We start from the raw sequence: 17,016 nt of genomic DNA on the forward strand, positions 1-17,016 counted from the left end.
CGCGAGGCAGAAGCACGACATGACACAGGAACGAAAGGAAGTAGAACAGCCATGCGCATCGCATTTCTGACCGCACCCGAGGGCGTCGAGCAGGTCGAGCTGACCGAGCCCTGGAAGGCGGCGAAGAACGCGGGTCACGAACCCGTGCTCGTGTCCACCGAGTCCGGCCAGGTCCAGGGGTTCAACCATCTGGACAAGGCGGACACGTTCCCCGTGGACGAGGTCGTCTCGGAGACGTCCGCCGACTCCTTCGGCGGGCTGGTGCTGCCGGGCGGCGTGGCCAACCCGGACTTCCTGCGCACGGACGAGAAGGCCGTGGAGTTCGTCCGGGACTTCTTCCGCCAGGGCCGTCCGGTCGCCGCCATCTGCCACGCGCCCTGGACGCTCGTCGAGGCCGACGTGGTGCGCGACCGGGTGCTGACCTCGTGGCCGAGCCTCCGGACGGACATCCGCAACGCGGGCGGCACCTGGGTGGACGAGCAGGTGAAGGTCTGCGACCACGGCCCGAGCAAGCTGGTGACCAGCCGCAAGCCCGACGATCTGAAGGCGTTCTGCGAAACGTTCCTGGACGTCTTCTCCGAGAGCGCCGGCTGACCGCACACGGGCCGGGGCCGGCTGCCCCGGGCAGGCGAGCGAGTGCCCGCCGACGCGCCGCAGGAGGCGCGTCGGCGGGCACGACCGTGACGTCACGACGACATGGCGACCATCGCGCCGCCGGGCAGCGTCAGCCGCGCGGACCGGCGGGACCGCCCGCCCTGCTCAGCCGCGTTCCCGGGCGCCCTCGCGGGTGCGGCCCGCGGCGACCGGGCGGCGGGGATTGCGGCGCAGGTACTCGCCCTCGAGCTGGGCCATGCGCTCGTTGTGGGCGCGCAGGGCGTCGTTCGAGCCGTAGAGGAGCGTGTCGTGACGCGTGCGGTGGATGGTCTCCAGCTCCTTCATGAGCTGCTGGTCGTCCAGCCGACCCGGGTCGACTCCGGTCATGGTGACACCCCGCTCGTCGTGTTCGTTCATGCGGTACGGGTACCCGGCCGAACAGGACTGCCACCGAGCGGCGACCGGGAGGGAGCCATGGATCTGGCTTACCTGCACCCACTCTACGAAGCGCCGGGGCCGTGGGCTTCCGTGTACGTCGACTCCTCCCGGCGCACGGAGGACACCGCCCATGAGGTGCATCTGATGGCGCGGTCGGCGGTCCGGGAACTGGCGCGGCAGGGCGCGGACGTGGCGACGTGCCAGGCCGTGCGGGACGCGATCGAGGATCTGCGGCACTCCCCCGAACCGTACGGGCGCGCCGTGTTCGCCCGGGACGGCGCGGTCGCCCTGGACCCGCGCCTGGCCCGGCCGCCGCAGGGCGGGACGTGGGCGGAGTGGACGGCGCTGCCGCGGGTGGGGCCGCTGCTGGACCTGGCGGGCGAGGACCCGGTCGCGATCGTGGCGTACGTCGACCGCAAGGGCGCGGACTTCGAGCTGCGCGGCGCTCTGGGCGGCGCGCAGGCAGGCGCGGCCGCGGGGCGGCAGTGGCCCGCCCACCCCGCGACCGGCATGGACTGGTCGGAGCGGCACTTCCAGCTCAAGGTGGAGAACGCCTGGGAGCACAACGCGGCGGAGATCGCCGACGCGCTGAGCGTCTGCCAGGAGGAGACCCGGGCCGATCTGCTGATCATGGTCGGAGACGACCGGGAGCGGCGCGAGGTGCGCGAACGGCTGCCGAAGCGGCTGCACGACCGGGTCGTGGAGGCCGCCCACGGCGCCGGCAGCCGGCTGCTGGACGAGGACGTGGAGGAACTGCGCGCCGAGCATGTGCGCGATCTCGTCGACGGGGAGCTGGACCGGTTCCGGGCGGCCCGCGCGCCCGACGAGGAGGGCCGGGCCGGCGCGGTGGAGGGCGTGCCCGCGCTGGTGGAGGCGGCCCGCGAGCACCGGCTCGCGGAACTGCTGATCCGGTCGGAGGGGGCCGACGCCCACCGTCAGGTGTGGATCGGCGAGGACCCGGACCAGATCGCGGCGCGCCGGACGGAGCTGAAGATCCTCGGCGAGCGGCACTCCCGGCCCGCCCGCGCGGACGACGCCCTGATCCGCTCCGCGGTCGCCACGGACGCCGCCGCCCTGTCCCTGGCCCCGGTTGCCCCGCTGATGGAGCCCGACGTCCCGGCGGGCGGCCTCGGCGCACTGCTCCGCTGGACATAGCGTCGCGCGCCGGATCCTCCCGCGACGCCCCGGCCGGACGGCGTCGCGGCCCCGGGCAGGCACCGCTCCGGCCGCGGCAGCCCGCTGTGCTCCGCCCCGAGCGCGCGGCGGCGCGTGCGAGGTGAGGCGGTGTGCGCGAGGGTGACGGGCGGGTGCGGGGCGGTGCGCGCTCGGCCGCCGTCGGCGCCGTGAGAGCGGTCCGCGCGGCCGCTCAAGCGGCCGGTCGGGCGTACGTCCGGCCGCTCCGCGTACGCGTGTGCACAAGAAACGGCCAGTTCAGGGTAACGGCACCTGTATGACCCCAGACGTCGACCTCACCGCGCCGAAGAACGGCGCGCACACCGCCCTGAAAAGCCTGCTCGCTCTGGACGGCCGGCTGTTCCAGGGAGCGGCTGAGCGCAACTGGCCGGCCGCCGAGCCCGTACTGCCCCGGCTGAGCCGGAGCGCGAACCACGGTGTGCTCTGGTTCGCGACGGCCGCGGCCATCGCGGCCAGCCGCACACCGCGCGCCCGCCGCGCGGCGGCGCGCGGCCTGGCGTCCCTGAGCCTGGCCTCGCTGACCATCAACACGATCGGCAAGCGCTCGGTGCGCCGCGCCCGGCCCGTGCTGGACCCGGTGCCGACGGTGCGCCGACTGCGGCAGCAGCCGATCACAACGTCGTTCCCGTCCGGGCACGCCGCGTCCGCGGCCGCCTTCGCGGCGGGCGTCGCCCTGGAGTCCCCGGCGTGGGGCGCGGTCGTCGCGCCGGTGGCCTTCTCGGTGGCGGTCTCCCGCGTCTACACCGGGGTGCACTTCCCGAGCGACGTGCTGGCGGGAGCGGCGCTGGGCGCCGGGGCCGCGTTCGCCGTGCGGGCCTTGGTCCCCACCCGCAGCCAGATCGTGCCCCCGGCCCGGCCGCTGGCCCAGGTTCCGGCGCTGCCCGAGGGCGAGGGCCTGGTGCTGGTGGCCAACAGCGCCTCCGGCACCTCCGACCGGGCGCGGGCGCTGCTCGGCGCGCTGCCGAAGGCGGAGGTCGTCGAGTGCGCGCCGGAGGACGTGCCGACCGCGCTGGAGAAGGCGGCGTCCCGGGCGCGGGTCCTCGGGGTGTGCGGCGGCGACGGCACCGTCAACACGGCCGCGGAGGTCGCGCTGCGCCACGACCTGCCGCTCGCGGTGCTGCCCGGCGGCACGCTGAACCACTTCGCCTACGACCTCGGCGTGGAGGACGCGCGCTCTCTGGCCCGCGCCGTGGAGGGGGGCGAGGGCGTGCGCGTGGACGTGGGCCGCTTCGTCTCCGGGCGCCGGCAGGGCATCTTCCTCAACACCTTCAGCCTCGGCGTGTACCCGGAGCTGGTGCGTCAGCGCGAGCTGTGGACGGAGCGGATCGGCGGGTGGCCGGCCGGGATGCTGGCCGCGCTGCGGGTGCTGCGCGCGGACCGGCACCCCCTGGAGGCGGAGTTCCAGGGCAGCCGCCGCCCGTTGTGGCTGCTGTTCGCAGGCAACGGCACCTACCACCGCATGGGCCTGGCGCCGGGCCGTCGGCTGGACCTGGCGGACGGGGTGCTCGACGTGCGGGTGGTGCACGGAGGCCGCAGGCCCGCCCTGCGGCTGCTGTCGGCGGCGCTCGCTGGCCCGCTCACCCGCTCCCCCGCGCACGCCGCGGTCCAGGTGAGCCGGCTGCGTCTGGCCGGTGTGGAGCCGGGCACCCTGCTGGCCTACGACGGCGAGGTCATGGAGGTGGAGGACGAGGTACGGCTGGAGAAGCTGCCCCAGGCGCTGACGGTGTACCGGCCGCTGCCCCCCGCCTGACCGCGTCCCGGGGCAGAGGAGAACCGAGGGCCCGCCCTGAGCCGATGGGCCGTCAGTCCACATGGCAGGACGCATGTCTCGCCATTCGGCGGACGCGCGTACCGTGATCCGCGTCCGCCCCGGGGCCGCGGGCCCCGCCGGGGCCGAGGCGACGAGAAGGGGCGCCGCCATGCCGGAACCGCAGCGGGCACGGGAGACGGCCGTCTACACGCACGGCCACCACGAGTCGGTGCTGCGTTCGCACACCTGGCGCACGGCGGCCAACTCGGCCGCCTACCTGCTCGGTTCGCTCACGCCCCAGACGACGATCCTGGACATCGGCTGCGGACCCGGCACCCTCACCGCCGACCTCGCGGAACGGGTTCCCCAGGGGCACGTCACCGGTGTGGACCAGGCGCCGGGCGTCCTGGAGCAGGCGCGGGCGACGGCCGCCGAACGGGGCCTGTCCCACGTCGACTTCGCGGTCGCGGACGTGCACGCCCTGGACTTCCCGGACGACTCCTTCGACGTGGTCCACGCCCACCAGGTGCTCCAGCACGTGGGAGATCCGGTGGGGGCGCTGCGCGAGATGCGCCGGGTGGCGAGGCCGGGCGGCTTGATCGCCGTGCGGGACGCCGACTACGCGGCGATGACCTGGTATCCCCAGACGCCCGGCCTGGACCGGTGGCTGGACCTGTACGAGCGGGTGGCGCGCGCCAACGGCGGCGAGCCCGACGCCGGACGGCGGCTGCGCTCCTGGGCGCTGGCGGCGGGCTTCGCCGACTCCGCGATCACCGCCGGCTCCAGCACCTGGACGTACGCTGCCGCGGCTGAGCGGGAGTGGTGGAGCGGTCTGTGGGCCGACCGCACGCTCGCGTCCGCGTACGCCGAGCGCGCCGTCGCGGGCGGCCACGCGACCGAGGAGCGGCTGCGGGCCGTGTCGGCGGCGTGGCGGGAGTGGGGCGCCCGGGAGGACGGCTGGTTCGCCGTGCTGCACGGCGAGATCCTGTGCCGCAAGGAGTCGTGAGCGCCCTCGCTCGCCCGAGACCGTGGCCGTGGCCGTGGCCGTGGCCGTGGCCGTGGTGGGTCAGGGCCCCGGGCGGCGCGGCGTCACGGCGGCCCCTCCTCGGCGGCCCCAACGGCCCCAACGGCCTCAACGGGCTCAGCGGGCTCAGCGGGCTCAGCGGGCTCGCTGGGGCGCCGCGCTCGCGGCGTCGCCGAGCCGGTCAGCGCGTTCAGGTCGACGCGGACCAGGTCGCCGCCCGCGACGCACAGGGCGACGTCCCCGGTGACGACGGCGCCGCCGCCCAGGAGCCGGTCGAGCAGGTCGGCCAGGGCGAACTCCCGCCGTTCGACGACCGTCACGGCGCTCCCTCCCCCTCCTCCGGCGCCGCCGCGGCGGGCTCGCCCGCGAAGGAGTAGGCCGCCCAGGGGCCGGTGAGTTCCACCCGCAGCCCGGGGACGTCGTCCTTGGTGCGGTCCACGACCTCCACGAACTCCTCGGAACGGGCGCGGGAGACGAGATACGCGGCGTTGAGCGCGTTCGGTCCGGACGCCCCGGTAAGGGCGGCGTTCTGCGGCGCGTGCAGCCGGGAGTCCTCGGCGTACCCGGCGAGCCGCTCGTGCAGCCGGGACGCGAAGGTCTCCGCCCGCTGCCGCAGTTCCTCCTGGGCCACAGGCGCCGCCGGTTCCTCGGCCGCCTCCAGGTAGACCTTCACGCCCCACTCCACGCGCCCGTGGAGCCGTTCCAAGGTGGCGCGGAAGTGGTCCTCACGGGCCTCGATCATGGTGCGCACCCCGCTGTCGTCGCGGAAGACGGTGGCCAGCCGCAGCGGCAGCGGGGTGGTGACGACGGTGAGAGCGTCGATCACGCCGTGGTGGGCGCGGGCGGTGGCGGCCAGCCACTCCAGGTCGTCCAGGTGCGCGCGCAGCGGCTCGTGCGCGAACTCCGCCTCGGGCACCTCGCTGACGACGGCGACCAGGCCGTGGTGGGCGAGCGGTTTGGCCGGGGCGCCCGCCACCCCGGTCAACTGCGCCTGGAGCGGCGCGCCGAGGGGGCGGCAGACGGCGTAGACGTACCGCAGTCCGGTCATGGTCCCTCCTCCCGGGGCGGCCTGCGGCCGGCGCGGCCGGCGCCCCGCGCGGTTCCACCGGTTCTCCCGGCGTGCGGTCCTGCTCTGTCCGGTCCCGCGTGCGCGCAGGACGCCTGCCTTTCCGCGCACGCGGGACCCGGCGTCCTCCGCCGGCCGTCCGTCCCGCCTCGGCGCCGGACGGCCGTCGGCGGACCGTCGCTTACGGCGCCACCCCCTCCTCCACGAGCAGCCGGGCGGAGGCGGCGATCGTCTCGGCGTCGATGCCCGCCGCGTGCAGTTGCTCCTCGGGCGAGGCCGACCCCGGCATCGTCCGGACGGCCAGCCGCGCCAGGCGCGGCACCGGGCGCCCGTCGAGGAAGGCTTCGAGGACCGCGTCCCCGATGCCGCCCTCCTCGCGGTGGTCCTCGACGGTGAGCAGGCAGCCGGTGTCCTCGGCGGCCTCGCGCAGCGTCGCCTGGTCGACGGGCTTGACGGAGTACAGGTCGATCACCCGGACCGGGACGCCCTCCCGGCCGAGGGCGTCGGCGGCGGCCAGCGCCTCGTGCAGGGTGACGCCCGCGGCGACGATGGTCAGCCGGTCGCCGTCGGAGGAGCGCAGCACCTTGCTGCCGCCCACCGGGAACTCCTCGTCGGGCCCGTAGATCACCGGGCTCTCGCCGCGCGAGGTGCGCAGGTAGCGGATCCCGTCCAGGTCCGCCATCGCGGCGACGAGTTTGGCGGTCGAGTTGGCGTCGCTGGGGTACAGCACGGTCGAGTCGTGCACGGTGCGCATCGTCGCCAGGTCCTCCAGGCCCATCTGGCTGGGCCCGTCCTGGCCGATCGAGACGCCCGCGTGGGAGCCGTTGAGGTTGATGCCGGCGCCGCTGACGGCCGCCATCCGCACGAAGTCGAACGCCCGGGTGAAGAAGGCGGCGAAGGTGGAGGCGTACGGCGTCCAGCCGAGCCGGGCGAAGCCGACCGCGGTGGCGACCATCTGCTGCTCGGCGATGTAGCACTCGAAGTAGCGTTCGGGGTGCTCCTTGCCGAAGAACTCCGAGCGGGTGGAGTCCCCGACCTCGCCGTCCAGGGCGACGACGTCGCCGCGCGCGGCGCCGAGCGCGGCGAGCGCCTGGCCGTAGGCGTCCCGGGTGGCGACCTTTTCGCCCTCGTCCCAGCGGGGCAGTTCGAGGCTGCCGTCGCCGACGGCGCGCAGCGAGCGCGCGGACGGCGGTTCCTGCACCTGGACGCGCAAGTCGCGTACCCCGCCGAGTTCCTCGATCGCCTCGTCGGCGTCTTTGAGCGGCTTGCCGTGCAGTCCCTCGTGATCCTCGACGCCCTTCACGCCCTTGCCCTTGAGGGTGCGGGCGATGATCGCGGTGGGCTGTCCGGTGGTGGAGACCGCCTCGTCGTAGGCGCGGTCGACGGCGTCCACGTCGTGGCCGTCCACCTCGACGGCGTGCCAGCCGAAGGCGCGGAAGCGACGGGCGTAGACGTCCAGGTCGTGGCCGTACCGGGTGGGGCCGCGCTGGCCGAGGCGGTTGACGTCCACGATGACGGTGAGGTTGTCCAGGCGCTCGAACCCGGCGGCGTCGGCGGCCTCCCAGATCGAGCCCTCGGCCATCTCGCTGTCGCCGCACAGCACCCACACCCGGGAGTCCGAGTGGTCCAGCCGCTTTCCGGCCAGCGCGATGCCGACGCCGATGGGCAGGCCCTGCCCGAGGGACCCGGTGGCCGTCTCCACCCACGGCAGCCGCTGCGGTGTGGGGTGGCCCTCCAGGCGGCTGCCCAGCTTGCGGAAGGTGAGCAGTTCCTCGTCGTCGATCGCGCCGGCCGCCTTGTAGGCGGCGTACAGCAGCGGGGAGGCGTGTCCCTTGGACAGCACGAAGCGGTCGTTGCCCGGGTGGTCGGGGCGGTCGAAGTCGTAGCGGAAGTAGCGGGCCAGCAGCACGGCCATCAGGTCGGCGGCGGACATGGAGGACGTGGGGTGCCCGGAGCCCGCCGCGGCCGCGGCGCGCACGCTGTCGACGCGCAACTGCTGTCCGAGTTCGACGAGTTCGTCACTGTTCCCGAAGTTCTCGAACGCGTCGCTGTTCACGGGTTCCTCGCGGTTCATGAGTCTCCTTCTGCGGGGATGTCGTCACGTTTGACCGGACCGGGGGCGGGGTGCTGGTCGTGCGGTGCGGCGGGCGGGGACGGCGGCCGGTCCTCGTCGGACTCCCCGCTCGCCCACTGGGCCTTCTCGGTCGCGTCGACCACGTCGGTGAGGTCGTCCGCGGCCGGGCCGCCGGCGGCGCCGCTCTCGCCGGGCCACCCGGTTCCGGTGGGCACGGCGCCGGTGGGCACGGCGCCGGCGGCGCGCGCGCCGTCCGGGGCGCCGATCACCCGCGCCACCTCGGGGGACGCGGTGTCCAGCGGCACCGAGCGCGCCCTGACGAGCCCCAACTGGACGGCTTGGCGCGGCAGTACGGCGTCCAGCAGCCAGTCCGCCGCGACCCGGACGCGGTTGCCGGGCATCGCCGCGAGGTGGTAGCCACGCGTGACCGCTCCGGCCAGCAGGCCGGAGAGAGGGACGCCGAGCGGGTCGGCGGCGGCCCGCACGCCCCCGAGGTCCACGACGAAGCCGAGGTCCCGGTGGCGGTAGGCGCGCCGGGCGCAGGCGCCGAGCGAGGCGGCGACGTTGATCGCGGCGATCCGGCCCTGCCGCCAGGCGTGCTGGGCGGTCATCGGGGTGTACTGGCCGGGATGGTGCAGATCGGGCACGGCGGCCGCGTCGCCGCACGCGAACACCTCGGGCCGCTGCGGCGTCTGGAGGTAGGCGTCGACCACGAGCCGTCCGCGCTCCAGCGGCTGCCCGGTGTCCGCCACGAGCGGGTCGGGCCGCACGCCCACGCACCACACGAGGGTGCGGGTCGGGACGAACGCGCCGTCCGTGAGGAGCACCCCGTCGGGCGTGGCCTCCTTCACGGAGACGCCCATGCGCACCTCGACGCCCCGTTCGCGCAGCACCCGGTCTGCGGTGCGCGAGAGCCGTTCGTCCATCTCGGGCAGGACGCGCGGGGCGATGTCGAGCAGCAGCCAGCGCGGCCGGACGCCTTGGCGCAGCGGGTGTCCGCGCACTTGGGCGTCCGTGTACATCTGCTCCTGGGCGGCGACCTCGGTGCCGGTGTAGCCGGCGCCGACCACCACGAAGGTGCTGCGGGCGGCGCGGCTCTCCGGGTCGGGCGCGGCGGCGGCCAGTTCCATCTGGCGGGTGACGTGGTCGCGCAGGTACAGCGCCTCGGGCAGGCTCCGGAAGCCGTGCGCGTACTCGGCGACCCCGGGGATGGGGAGCAGCTTGTTGACGCTGCCGACCGCCAGCACGAGCCGGTCGTAGCCGAGCGTGCCGTCCGCGCCCTCGGGGCCGGTGTAGTGCACGGCGCGGGCGTCCAGGTCGACGCCGTGGGCGTCGCCCAGGACGAGGCGCACGCCGGGCAGGGCGTCCGGCAACGAGACGGTGACCCTGCGGGGTTCCAGCACGCCCGCGGCCACCTGGGGCAGCAGCGGCAGGTACAGGAAGTAGTCGGTCGGGTTCAGCAGGGTGACGTCCGCCTTGTTCCGGGACATGCGGGACAGTGTCCGGGCCGCGCGGTAGCCGGCGAAACCGGCACCGACGACCACGATGCGGGGTCGACTCACGGTTCGCCTCCCGACGTCGTCGCGGTACGCAGTGCGGGAACCGCGTCCCCCGGGGCGCGGCGGGCAAACACCCCGGCGCCGCGGCGGCCCGCCGGTTTCCGCCCGCGCCGCCGGGTACTCGGGAGTCCGTCCCGACCGCTCACGCCGCGGAGGTCTCTCCCATGCCCGAATACGGCTGCTTCCTGTCGAGCGAGCAGTACGGCCCGGCGGACCTCGTCGAACAGGCGAGGATGGCCGAGCAGGCCGGCTTCCAAGCGCTGTGGATCTCGGACCACTACCACCCCTGGAACAGCGCGCAGGGGCAGAGCCCGTTCGTGTGGTCGGTGATCGGGGCGCTGTCCGAGGCCGTGTCCCTGCCCGTCGAGACGGCCGTGACCTGCCCGACCGTGCGCATCCACCCGGCGGTGGTCGCGCAGGCCGTCGCGACGAGCGCCGTGATGACGGAGGGGCGGTTCCGGCTCGGCGTGGGCACCGGCGAGGCGCTCAACGAGCACATCCTGGGCGATCGGTGGCCGCCTGCCCCTGTGCGCCTGGAGATGCTGGAGGAGGCGGTCCAGGTGATCCGGCGGCTGCTGACCGGCGAGCAGGTCAACCATCACGGGCCGCACTACACGGTGGAGAACGCCCGCCTCTACACGGTCCCCGAGGAGCCCGTCCCGATCGACGTCTCCGGCTTCGGGCCGAAGGCGACCGCGCTCGCGGCGCGCATCGGCGACGGCTACATCACGATGACGCCGGACGAGGAGATGGTCACGCGGTTCCGCAAGGGCGGCGGGGGCGCGAAACTCGTCAGCGGCGGCACGAAGGTCTGCTACGGGCACGACCGCGAGAGCTGCGTCCGCACCGTGCACGAGCTGTGGTACAACGAGCGACTGCCCGGTGAGGCGGCCCAGGTGCTGCCGACGCCCCGGCACTTCGAGCAGCTCAAGCCGCTGGTCACCGAGGACATGGCGGAGCGGAGCGTGGTCTGCGGCGACGACGCCGAGCAGCACGTGGCCGCGCTGGCGCGGTTCGCGGACGCGGGCTTCGACCGGGTCTACGTCAACCAGATCGGCGCCGACCAGCGCGGCTTCTTCGACTTCTACCGCACGAAGGTGCTGCCGCGGCTGCCGTAGGCGCCCGGCGGCCCAATTCCCGTCCGCGGCACGGCGGTCGGCGGGTGAGCGGGCCCGGCGCGGGGATCCGGCGGAGTGATCTCCTCACCGACAGGACACCGCATTAGGCTCGTGGGCATGGAGATTCTGGGAACCAGCCTGCGCGTCTGCGTCGACGAGTTGGAGACCGCCGTCCCCTTCTACGAGCGGCTGGCGGGCGGCAGAGCCGTCCGCTTCGAGCGCGGCGGGGTCCAAGTGGCCGCGGTCGGCTGCTTCCTGTTGATGAGCGGGCCCGAGGCCGAGCTGGAGGTGCTCCGCAAGGTGGCCGCGACCATCGCCGTAGACGACGTCGACGAGGCTCACCGGGTGCTGACCGAGCTGGGCGCCCGGATCGTCGCGGGCCCGCTGGCCACTCCGGCGGGCCGCAACCTCATCGCGCTGCATCCCGACGGGACGGTCTACGAGTACGCGGACCGCCGCGGCTAGTGCCGTGACCGGAAGGGTCTGACGGGGAGGCGAGCCGGTGGGGCCTCCCGGTCACGGCGCCAGCCGGACCGGCCTCGCTCACGGCGTGGGCGGCCGCATCCGGAAGTCGTGGCGCGCGGGCAGGTCGCCGCCGCCGAGCCGGTCCCACAGGCGGCCGATGCGCTCCTCTCCCTCGCGCAGGTCAGCGACCTCGAACCCCTCGTCGAAGAGGGCCCGCGCCTCCTCGCGCCGTCCCTCGGCGAGCAGCAACTCCGCCTGGAGCAACCGGAAACGGCCGCGGGCCCGGGTCGCCGGGCGCAGCCGGTCCCAGACCGCGCGCGCCTGCTCCGGGCGCCCGGCGCGCAGCAGCGCCTCGACGGCCTCGCGGCCGAGCGCGGCGGTGGCGGCGGTCCACTGCTCGCCGTCGTCGCGGCGCTCCCGGCACAGGTCGTCGAAGGCTTCCGCGTACCGGTCCGCGGCCCGCTCGCCGTGGCCCGCCTCCTGATCTGCGACGGCCAGGCAGCGCAGCAACGGCCAGAGAGAAGGGGCCAGTTCCAGCGCGCGCTCCCAACTGCGCACGGCCTGCGCGCGGTCGCCGGCGTGCCACTGGGCGACCCCGAGGTGGTACTCGGTCAGCGGCGCGGTCGGGGCGGTCTCCAGCATGTCCCGCCAGTGCGGCGCGACCAGCGTCGGGCCGGGCGGCCGGACCCGGCGCGGCTCGGGGAAGGCGCCGGAGCGCAGCAACTCGCGCCAGGGCGCCTGCTCCTCGCCGAGGCCGGACTCCGGGAAGGGCGTGCCCGGCAGCTTCCAGCCCGCGCGCAGCACTTCGAGCGCGCCCCAGCCCGACCCGGTCGCCAGCGCCTCGCCGGGCTCGGCGTCGGCGTACGGCTTCCAGGCGGCGTGGGCGGCCGCCACTTCGGCGCGCGGCAGCACGGCCTCCAGGCGGGCTTCGGCGCCCGCCACGGCGGCGTCCCACTCGCCCGTCGGCGGCGGCGCGTTGAGCGGACCGTACGACTCCAGCCAGGACACCTCGCTTCCGGCCTCCATGCGGACGTGCTCCATCTGGGTGCGGGCCAGTCCGGCCTGGATCTCGCAGTAGCCGCCCGTGCCGGGCTCGGTGAGCCACCGCTGCCAGCGGCGCCCGCCCGGACCGCTGCCCCACACGAACAGCTTGCGGCCGCGCAGCGCGTCGGTGGAGGTCTGCACCAGGCCGTCGCCGTGCTCGTCGAGCGCGGCGATCCAGCGGCGCCGCCCGTCGGGCACGTCGTAGAAGCAGTCGGCGGGGTAGACGCTGTTCAGCGGGCGGGTGCGGTCGGTTCCGCCGGACACCGGGACGGCCACGCGGCGCAGCCGGCGCTCGTAGCCGAAGTGCCACGCCTCCTGGGCGGGCGCGAGCACCCGGCGCTCCTCGGGCACGGCCGCGTTGGACCACCAGTAGGCGGCCACGGGCCGGTCGTGCGGGTTGCGGATGCGGACGCCGACGTGCAGGAAGTCGGAGCCGTCCGGCAGCCACAGATCGACCTGGAAGGGCAGGTCGCGCAGCCGCTCCCACTCCCACAGGCGCAGCATCGCGCCGCCGTCCGGCGCGGGTGCGACGGCCGCGTGCAGGGGCGCGCAGGAGAGCGCGGTGTGGCCTGTGGCGCCGATGTTCCATTCGATGCCGCCGGAGAACCAGGCGCCGTTGAGGGCGAAGTTGGCGGGCTGGAACACCGGGTTGCGGTAGAGGAGTTCGCGGCCGGTGGGCTTGTGGAAGAGGGAGGCGACCCGGCCGCCGAGCCCGGGGAGCACGGTGGCGCGCAGCCGGTCGTTCTCCAGGACCAGGGCGTCGATCCGGCGCGGTTCGCGCGCTCTGCCGTACCCGTCGCGGACCCGCTCGGGCAGCAGGCTGCGCAGCGGCGCCCAGCCGATCTGCCGGGCCATGTCCTGCGGCAGGCCGGCGCGGTCGCGGTCCTCGATGCGGTGCGCCTCGTCCAGCGGGCGCAGCGCCGGCAGCGGGTTGTCCGGCCCCAGCGGTGCGGCGGGCAGCGTCAGTGCCTCGCGTCGGATCGTCGTCACGACGACCATGGAACCCGGTCGTCGGTGCGCTGGCCAGGGGCGGCGCCGGTCAGGATCGCGCAAAGACGTCCGGTTCGCTCCCGGTTCCGGGTCGACGCGCGGCCGGCGTTTCAGGGGCGCCGGCGCATCTCCGTGGTGAGCGCCCACCGTTCGTGGTCGCGCCAGGCGCCGTCGATGTAGAGCATGCCGGGCGAGTAGCCCTCCAGGCGGAAGCCGCAGGAGCGGGCCAGGGCGAGGGAGGCGGCGTTGCCGGGCTGGGCGTTGATCTCCAGGCGGTGCAGGCCCAGGGGGCCGAACGCGTGGTCGATGACGAGGTTCACGCCCTCCTTCATCAGCCCGCGCCCGGCGGCGTGCGCGAAGGCGCCGTAGCCGAGGGCGCCGCTGCGGAAGGCCCCGCCGACGATGTTGTTGACGCTGACGTATCCGGCGAGCGCGCCGTCGCCCCTGTCGCAGACCAGGAACCCGGCTCGGGCCGGGTCGTCGGCGAGCCGTGCCGTGTAGGCGGCGTACGTCTCGGCGGTGGCGGGCGGGAACAGCCACGGCCGGTGCAGGTCCTCGCTCTCGCGCGCACGGGCGGTGAACTCGGCCTCGTCCTGCGGGGTGAAGGGGCGGACGCCGACGCGGGGGCCTTCGGCGAGGAAGCGGGATGCGGTGTGCGGCACCCCGCCACCCTATGCGCTCACACCGCCTCCGCCGCGCCCCCGGGGCCGTCGCGGCGGCGTCGCGCCACCCGCACCGCACCGCACCGCGCACCGCAGCCGCGCCGGACCAGGTGCGGCGACCCCAGCGCGCCGCCCCCATACGCCGCCCCCGGCGCGGCGGTCAGCGCAGGGCGGGCTCGTCCAGCGTCAGCGTGCCCGCTTCGGCGTCGAGTTCGGCGGCGACGCCGAAGGGGACGGTGAGCGCGCCGGCGCAGTGGCCGAAGCCGAACTCCTCGGCGACGGGGACCCCGAGGCCGCCGAGCCGGTCCGCCAGCATCGCCCGCACCCGCTCGGGGGCGGCGCAGCCCTCCCACGAGCCGAGCAGCACCCCGCGCACCCCGTCGAGCCAGCCGGAGCGCAGGAGTTGGGTGAGACAGCGGTCCAGGCGGTACGCGTCCTCGCCGACGTCCTCCAGGCACAGCAGGCCGCCGGCCGCCGAGGACCGCGCGCCGGGGACGCCGAGTTCGGAGGCGAGCAGGGTCAGGCAGCCGCCGAGCGTGACGCCCCGGGCCCGCCCGGGGACCAGCGCGGCGCCGCCCGAGGCGAGGGTGCGCACCGTCTCGGGAGCGAAGAGGGTGGCCCGCAGGTGCTCCTGCGCGCGGGCGTTCTTGAGGAAGTCGACGCCGGCGGCCATCGGCCCGTGCAGGGTGACCAGGCCCAGGCGGGCGGCGAACGCCTCGTGCAGCGCGGTGACGTCGCTGAAGCCGACCAGCACCTTGGGCCCGGCCGCCCGCATCGCCTCCCAGTCCAGCAGGTCCGCCATCCGCTGCGCCCCGTAGCCGCCCCGGGCGCACAGCACCGCGTCCACCGCCGGGTCGCACCAGGCGTTCTCCAGGTCGGCGGCCCGGTCGGCGTCCGTGCCCGCCAGGTAGTCGAAGACGCCGTGCCGGTCCAGGACGTGCGGCGCCGCCACCGGGTCCAGGTCCCAGCCGCGCAGCACGTCGAGACCCGCCTGGAGCCGTTCCTCGGGCACCGGCCCGCTGGGCGCGACGACGGCCACGCGGGCGCCGGGGGCGAGCCTCGCGGGACGCACGAGTTCCTTCATGTGCCCAGCTCCAGGGTCGGGACGCCTGGCTGGTCCAGGCCGAACACCTGAGCGTACAGCGACAGCTCCGCCTCCAGCGCGCGCACCATCGTCGCGGTCCGCCGGAACCCGTGCCCCTCGCCCGCGAACGTCAGGTACGCGTGCGGCGTCCCGCGCCCCTTGAGCCGGGACAGGAAGCGCTCGCACTGCACCGGCGGGCAGATCACGTCGTCCAGGCCCTGGAGCAGCAGGAACGGGACGTCGATCCGGTCGGCGTGCTCGGCGGGCGAACGCTCGGCATACCGCTCGGGCACCTCGGCGAGCGGTCCGACCAGCGACTCGAGGTACCGCGACTCGAAGTCGTGGGTCTCCCCGGTCCCCCAGCCGGTCAAGTCGAGGATCGGGTAGAAGACGGCGCCGCAGGCGTAGACGCCGGCGGCGGCCAGGGACGCGGCGCTGGTCCAGCCGCCGGCGCTGCCGCCCCGGATCGCCAGCCGGGAGCGGTCGGCGGCGCCCTCCTGGGCGAGGGCGAGCGCGACGGCCGCGCAGTCCTCCACGTCCACCACGCCCCACTGCTCGCGCAGCCGGTCGCGGTAGGCGCGGCCGTGGCCGGTGGAGCCGCCGTAGTCGACCTCCACGACGCCGATGCCCCGGGAGGTGAAGTAGGCGATCTCCAGATCCAGCGCGAGCGGGAACCGGCTGGTGGGGCCGCCGTGCGCCCACACGACGTACGGCGGCAGCTCGCCGCCGGGCGCCTGGCAGCCGGGGTTGCGGGGCGGGTGGACGTGGGCGTGCACGTCGCGTCCGCCGGGCCCGGCGAACGTGCGGACCCGCGGCTCGGGGTAGTAGGCGGGGTCCACCGGGTCGGCGTGCGCGGCGCCGATCACCCGGGCGTGGCCGGTGCGCGTGTCCAGCTCGACGACCTCGTACCCGCTGCGCGGACCGGCGCCGACCGCGACGACCCGCTCGCCGTGCGCGGCGAGCACGGCGTCGAACTCCGCCCAGGGGCCCGCCGCGTCGGCCACCTCGCCGGTCTCCGGGTCGAGCACGCCCAGCGCGAGGGCGCCCCGGCCGTGCAGGACGGCGATCAGCCCGCTGTCCAGGGGCGCGAACCAGCGCTGGCCGAGCTTCCACAGCGGGCCGCCGAACTCCTCCTCGCGCGGGCACAGCGGTTCGCCGTCGCGGTACAGGTTCCACCACCCGCTGCGGTCGCTCGCGTACAGCAGGGCGCCGTCGGGGGCCCAGTCCACCTGGGCGACGGACTCCTCGGGGCCGCCGGCCACCGTGCGCGGCGTGCCGAACCGGCCGTCCGCGCCGACCTCGGCCACGATCGCCTCGGTTCCGTCCCACGGCATCCTCGGGTGGTCCCAGGCCAGCCAGGCCGCGCGCCGCCCGTCGGGCGACAGCCGGGGACCGGTGACGAACCGGTGCCGCTCGGGGGTCAGTTCGCGCACCGCGCCGCGGTCCTCGGCGGCCGAGCCGTCCAGCGGCACCGCGACCAGGACGCGCCGCACGTCGCTGGGGCCCTCGCCGGTGAACTCCTCCAGCACGCACCAGACCTCGCCGGACTCCAGGCGCACCTGCGGCTCGGCCCAGCGAAGCCCGCCGCCCACCGGCGACAGCGGCGTCAGCGGGCGCGGCTCGCCGCCGGGTTCCCACCGGTACAGCCGCTGGTCGTCGAAGTGGACGAACACCGCCAGCGGCGCCCCGTCGCGGACCGCTCCCGCCCAGGGCCGGCCGCCGTACTCGATGACGCGGCTGCGCACGTTCCACGGCGCGGGCAGGACGGACTCCTCCGCGCCGCTCGCGACGCGGCGCACCAGCGTGCGCCGGCCGCCCTCGGCCGGACGCGGCTCGGTCCACCACACCTCGTCCCCGACGTAGCCGGTGAACTCCGGTTTGCCGTCGTGCGCGGCGGCCAGGGCCGCGTCGACGGGGGACGGCCAGGAGCCGTACGGGAGGGTCTGCACTGCCT

Annotated in this window: 15 protein-coding genes; 6 read left to right on the plus strand and 9 right to left on the minus strand. The window is 75.5% G+C overall.

The genetic code is table 11. The features are described from left to right. Positions 1–51: 51 nt before the first annotated feature. Entirely contained in the window at positions 52–594 is a 543-nt protein-coding gene (locus tag ABZ861_RS06725; RefSeq protein WP_361624804.1) for a type 1 glutamine amidotransferase domain-containing protein, read from the plus strand. A 165-nt stretch (positions 595–759) separates the two neighbouring features. Here the strand turns inward: ABZ861_RS06725 and ABZ861_RS06730 are convergent, their stop codons facing one another. Next, a complete protein-coding gene (locus ABZ861_RS06730; protein WP_361624807.1) occupies positions 760–1,011 on the minus strand; it encodes a DUF6158 family protein in 252 nt (83 codons plus the stop codon). A 57-nt stretch (positions 1,012–1,068) separates the two neighbouring features. On the opposite strand from ABZ861_RS06730, the gene ABZ861_RS06735 reads away from it, so the two are divergent. The 3 genes from ABZ861_RS06735 (at position 1,069) to ABZ861_RS06745 (ending at position 4,982) form a co-directional block, all read left to right on the plus strand. Next, positions 1,069–2,187, plus strand: coding sequence for a Vms1/Ankzf1 family peptidyl-tRNA hydrolase (locus tag ABZ861_RS06735; RefSeq protein ID WP_361624810.1), 1,119 nt, complete (start codon positions 1,069–1,071; stop codon positions 2,185–2,187). A gap of 295 nt (positions 2,188–2,482) precedes the next feature. Then, complete coding sequence (locus ABZ861_RS06740; RefSeq protein ID WP_361624813.1) at positions 2,483–3,976, plus strand: phosphatase PAP2 family protein; 1,494 nt, start codon at positions 2,483–2,485, stop codon at positions 3,974–3,976. A 169-nt stretch (positions 3,977–4,145) separates the two neighbouring features. After that, entirely contained in the window at positions 4,146–4,982 is an 837-nt protein-coding gene (locus tag ABZ861_RS06745; protein WP_361624816.1) for a class I SAM-dependent methyltransferase, read from the plus strand. Between the two features lie 83 nt (positions 4,983–5,065). On the opposite strand, the gene gvpJ is transcribed toward ABZ861_RS06745, so the two are convergent. From gvpJ to ABZ861_RS06765, 4 genes are all read right to left on the minus strand, one after another. Then, positions 5,066–5,320 (minus strand): gas vesicle protein GvpJ, encoded by a 255-nt coding sequence (gene gvpJ, locus ABZ861_RS06750; protein WP_361624819.1) that lies wholly within the window; start codon positions 5,318–5,320, stop codon positions 5,066–5,068. After that, a complete protein-coding gene (locus tag ABZ861_RS06755; RefSeq protein ID WP_361624822.1) occupies positions 5,317–6,048 on the minus strand; it encodes a GvpL/GvpF family gas vesicle protein in 732 nt (243 codons plus the stop codon). Before ABZ861_RS06755 ends, gvpJ begins: the two co-directional genes overlap by 4 nt. A 199-nt stretch (positions 6,049–6,247) precedes the next feature. Further along, a complete protein-coding gene (locus ABZ861_RS06760; RefSeq protein WP_361624825.1) occupies positions 6,248–8,140 on the minus strand; it encodes a transketolase in 1,893 nt (630 codons plus the stop codon). After that, positions 8,137–9,702: an NAD(P)/FAD-dependent oxidoreductase gene (locus ABZ861_RS06765; protein WP_361624828.1), complete on the minus strand. Its 1,566-nt coding sequence runs from the start codon at positions 9,700–9,702 to the stop codon at positions 8,137–8,139. Before ABZ861_RS06765 ends, ABZ861_RS06760 begins: the two co-directional genes overlap by 4 nt. A 161-nt stretch (positions 9,703–9,863) precedes the next feature. Between ABZ861_RS06765 and ABZ861_RS06770 the strand changes: the two genes are divergently transcribed. Both ABZ861_RS06770 and ABZ861_RS06775 read left to right on the plus strand, forming a co-directional pair. Next, positions 9,864–10,817 carry an LLM class F420-dependent oxidoreductase gene (locus tag ABZ861_RS06770; RefSeq protein WP_361624831.1) on the plus strand — a complete coding sequence of 318 codons (954 nt, stop codon included), beginning with the start codon at positions 9,864–9,866 and terminating at the stop codon, positions 10,815–10,817. 117 nt (positions 10,818–10,934) lie between these two features. Then, complete coding sequence (locus tag ABZ861_RS06775; protein ID WP_361624834.1) at positions 10,935–11,282, plus strand: VOC family protein; 348 nt, start codon at positions 10,935–10,937, stop codon at positions 11,280–11,282. A 78-nt stretch (positions 11,283–11,360) separates the two neighbouring features. Here the strand turns inward: ABZ861_RS06775 and ABZ861_RS06780 are convergent, their stop codons facing one another. The 4 genes from ABZ861_RS06780 to ABZ861_RS06795 form a co-directional block, all read right to left on the minus strand. Then, positions 11,361–13,325, minus strand: coding sequence for a DUF5107 domain-containing protein (locus tag ABZ861_RS06780; RefSeq protein ID WP_361624837.1), 1,965 nt, complete (start codon positions 13,323–13,325; stop codon positions 11,361–11,363). A gap of 101 nt (positions 13,326–13,426) precedes the next feature. Then, complete coding sequence (locus ABZ861_RS06785; protein WP_361624840.1) at positions 13,427–13,978, minus strand: GNAT family N-acetyltransferase; 552 nt, start codon at positions 13,976–13,978, stop codon at positions 13,427–13,429. Between the two features lie 160 nt (positions 13,979–14,138). Then, positions 14,139–15,062 (minus strand): LD-carboxypeptidase, encoded by a 924-nt coding sequence (locus ABZ861_RS06790; RefSeq protein WP_361624843.1) that lies wholly within the window; start codon positions 15,060–15,062, stop codon positions 14,139–14,141. Next, positions 15,059–17,011, minus strand: coding sequence for a prolyl oligopeptidase family serine peptidase (locus ABZ861_RS06795; RefSeq protein WP_361624846.1), 1,953 nt, complete (start codon positions 17,009–17,011; stop codon positions 15,059–15,061). Before ABZ861_RS06795 ends, ABZ861_RS06790 begins: the two co-directional genes overlap by 4 nt. Between the last annotated feature and the right edge of the window lie 5 nt (positions 17,012–17,016).

It is taken from the genome of Streptomyces sp. NPDC046985 (assembly GCF_040644415.1).
GTDB lineage: Bacteria > Actinomycetota > Actinomycetes > Streptomycetales > Streptomycetaceae > Streptomyces.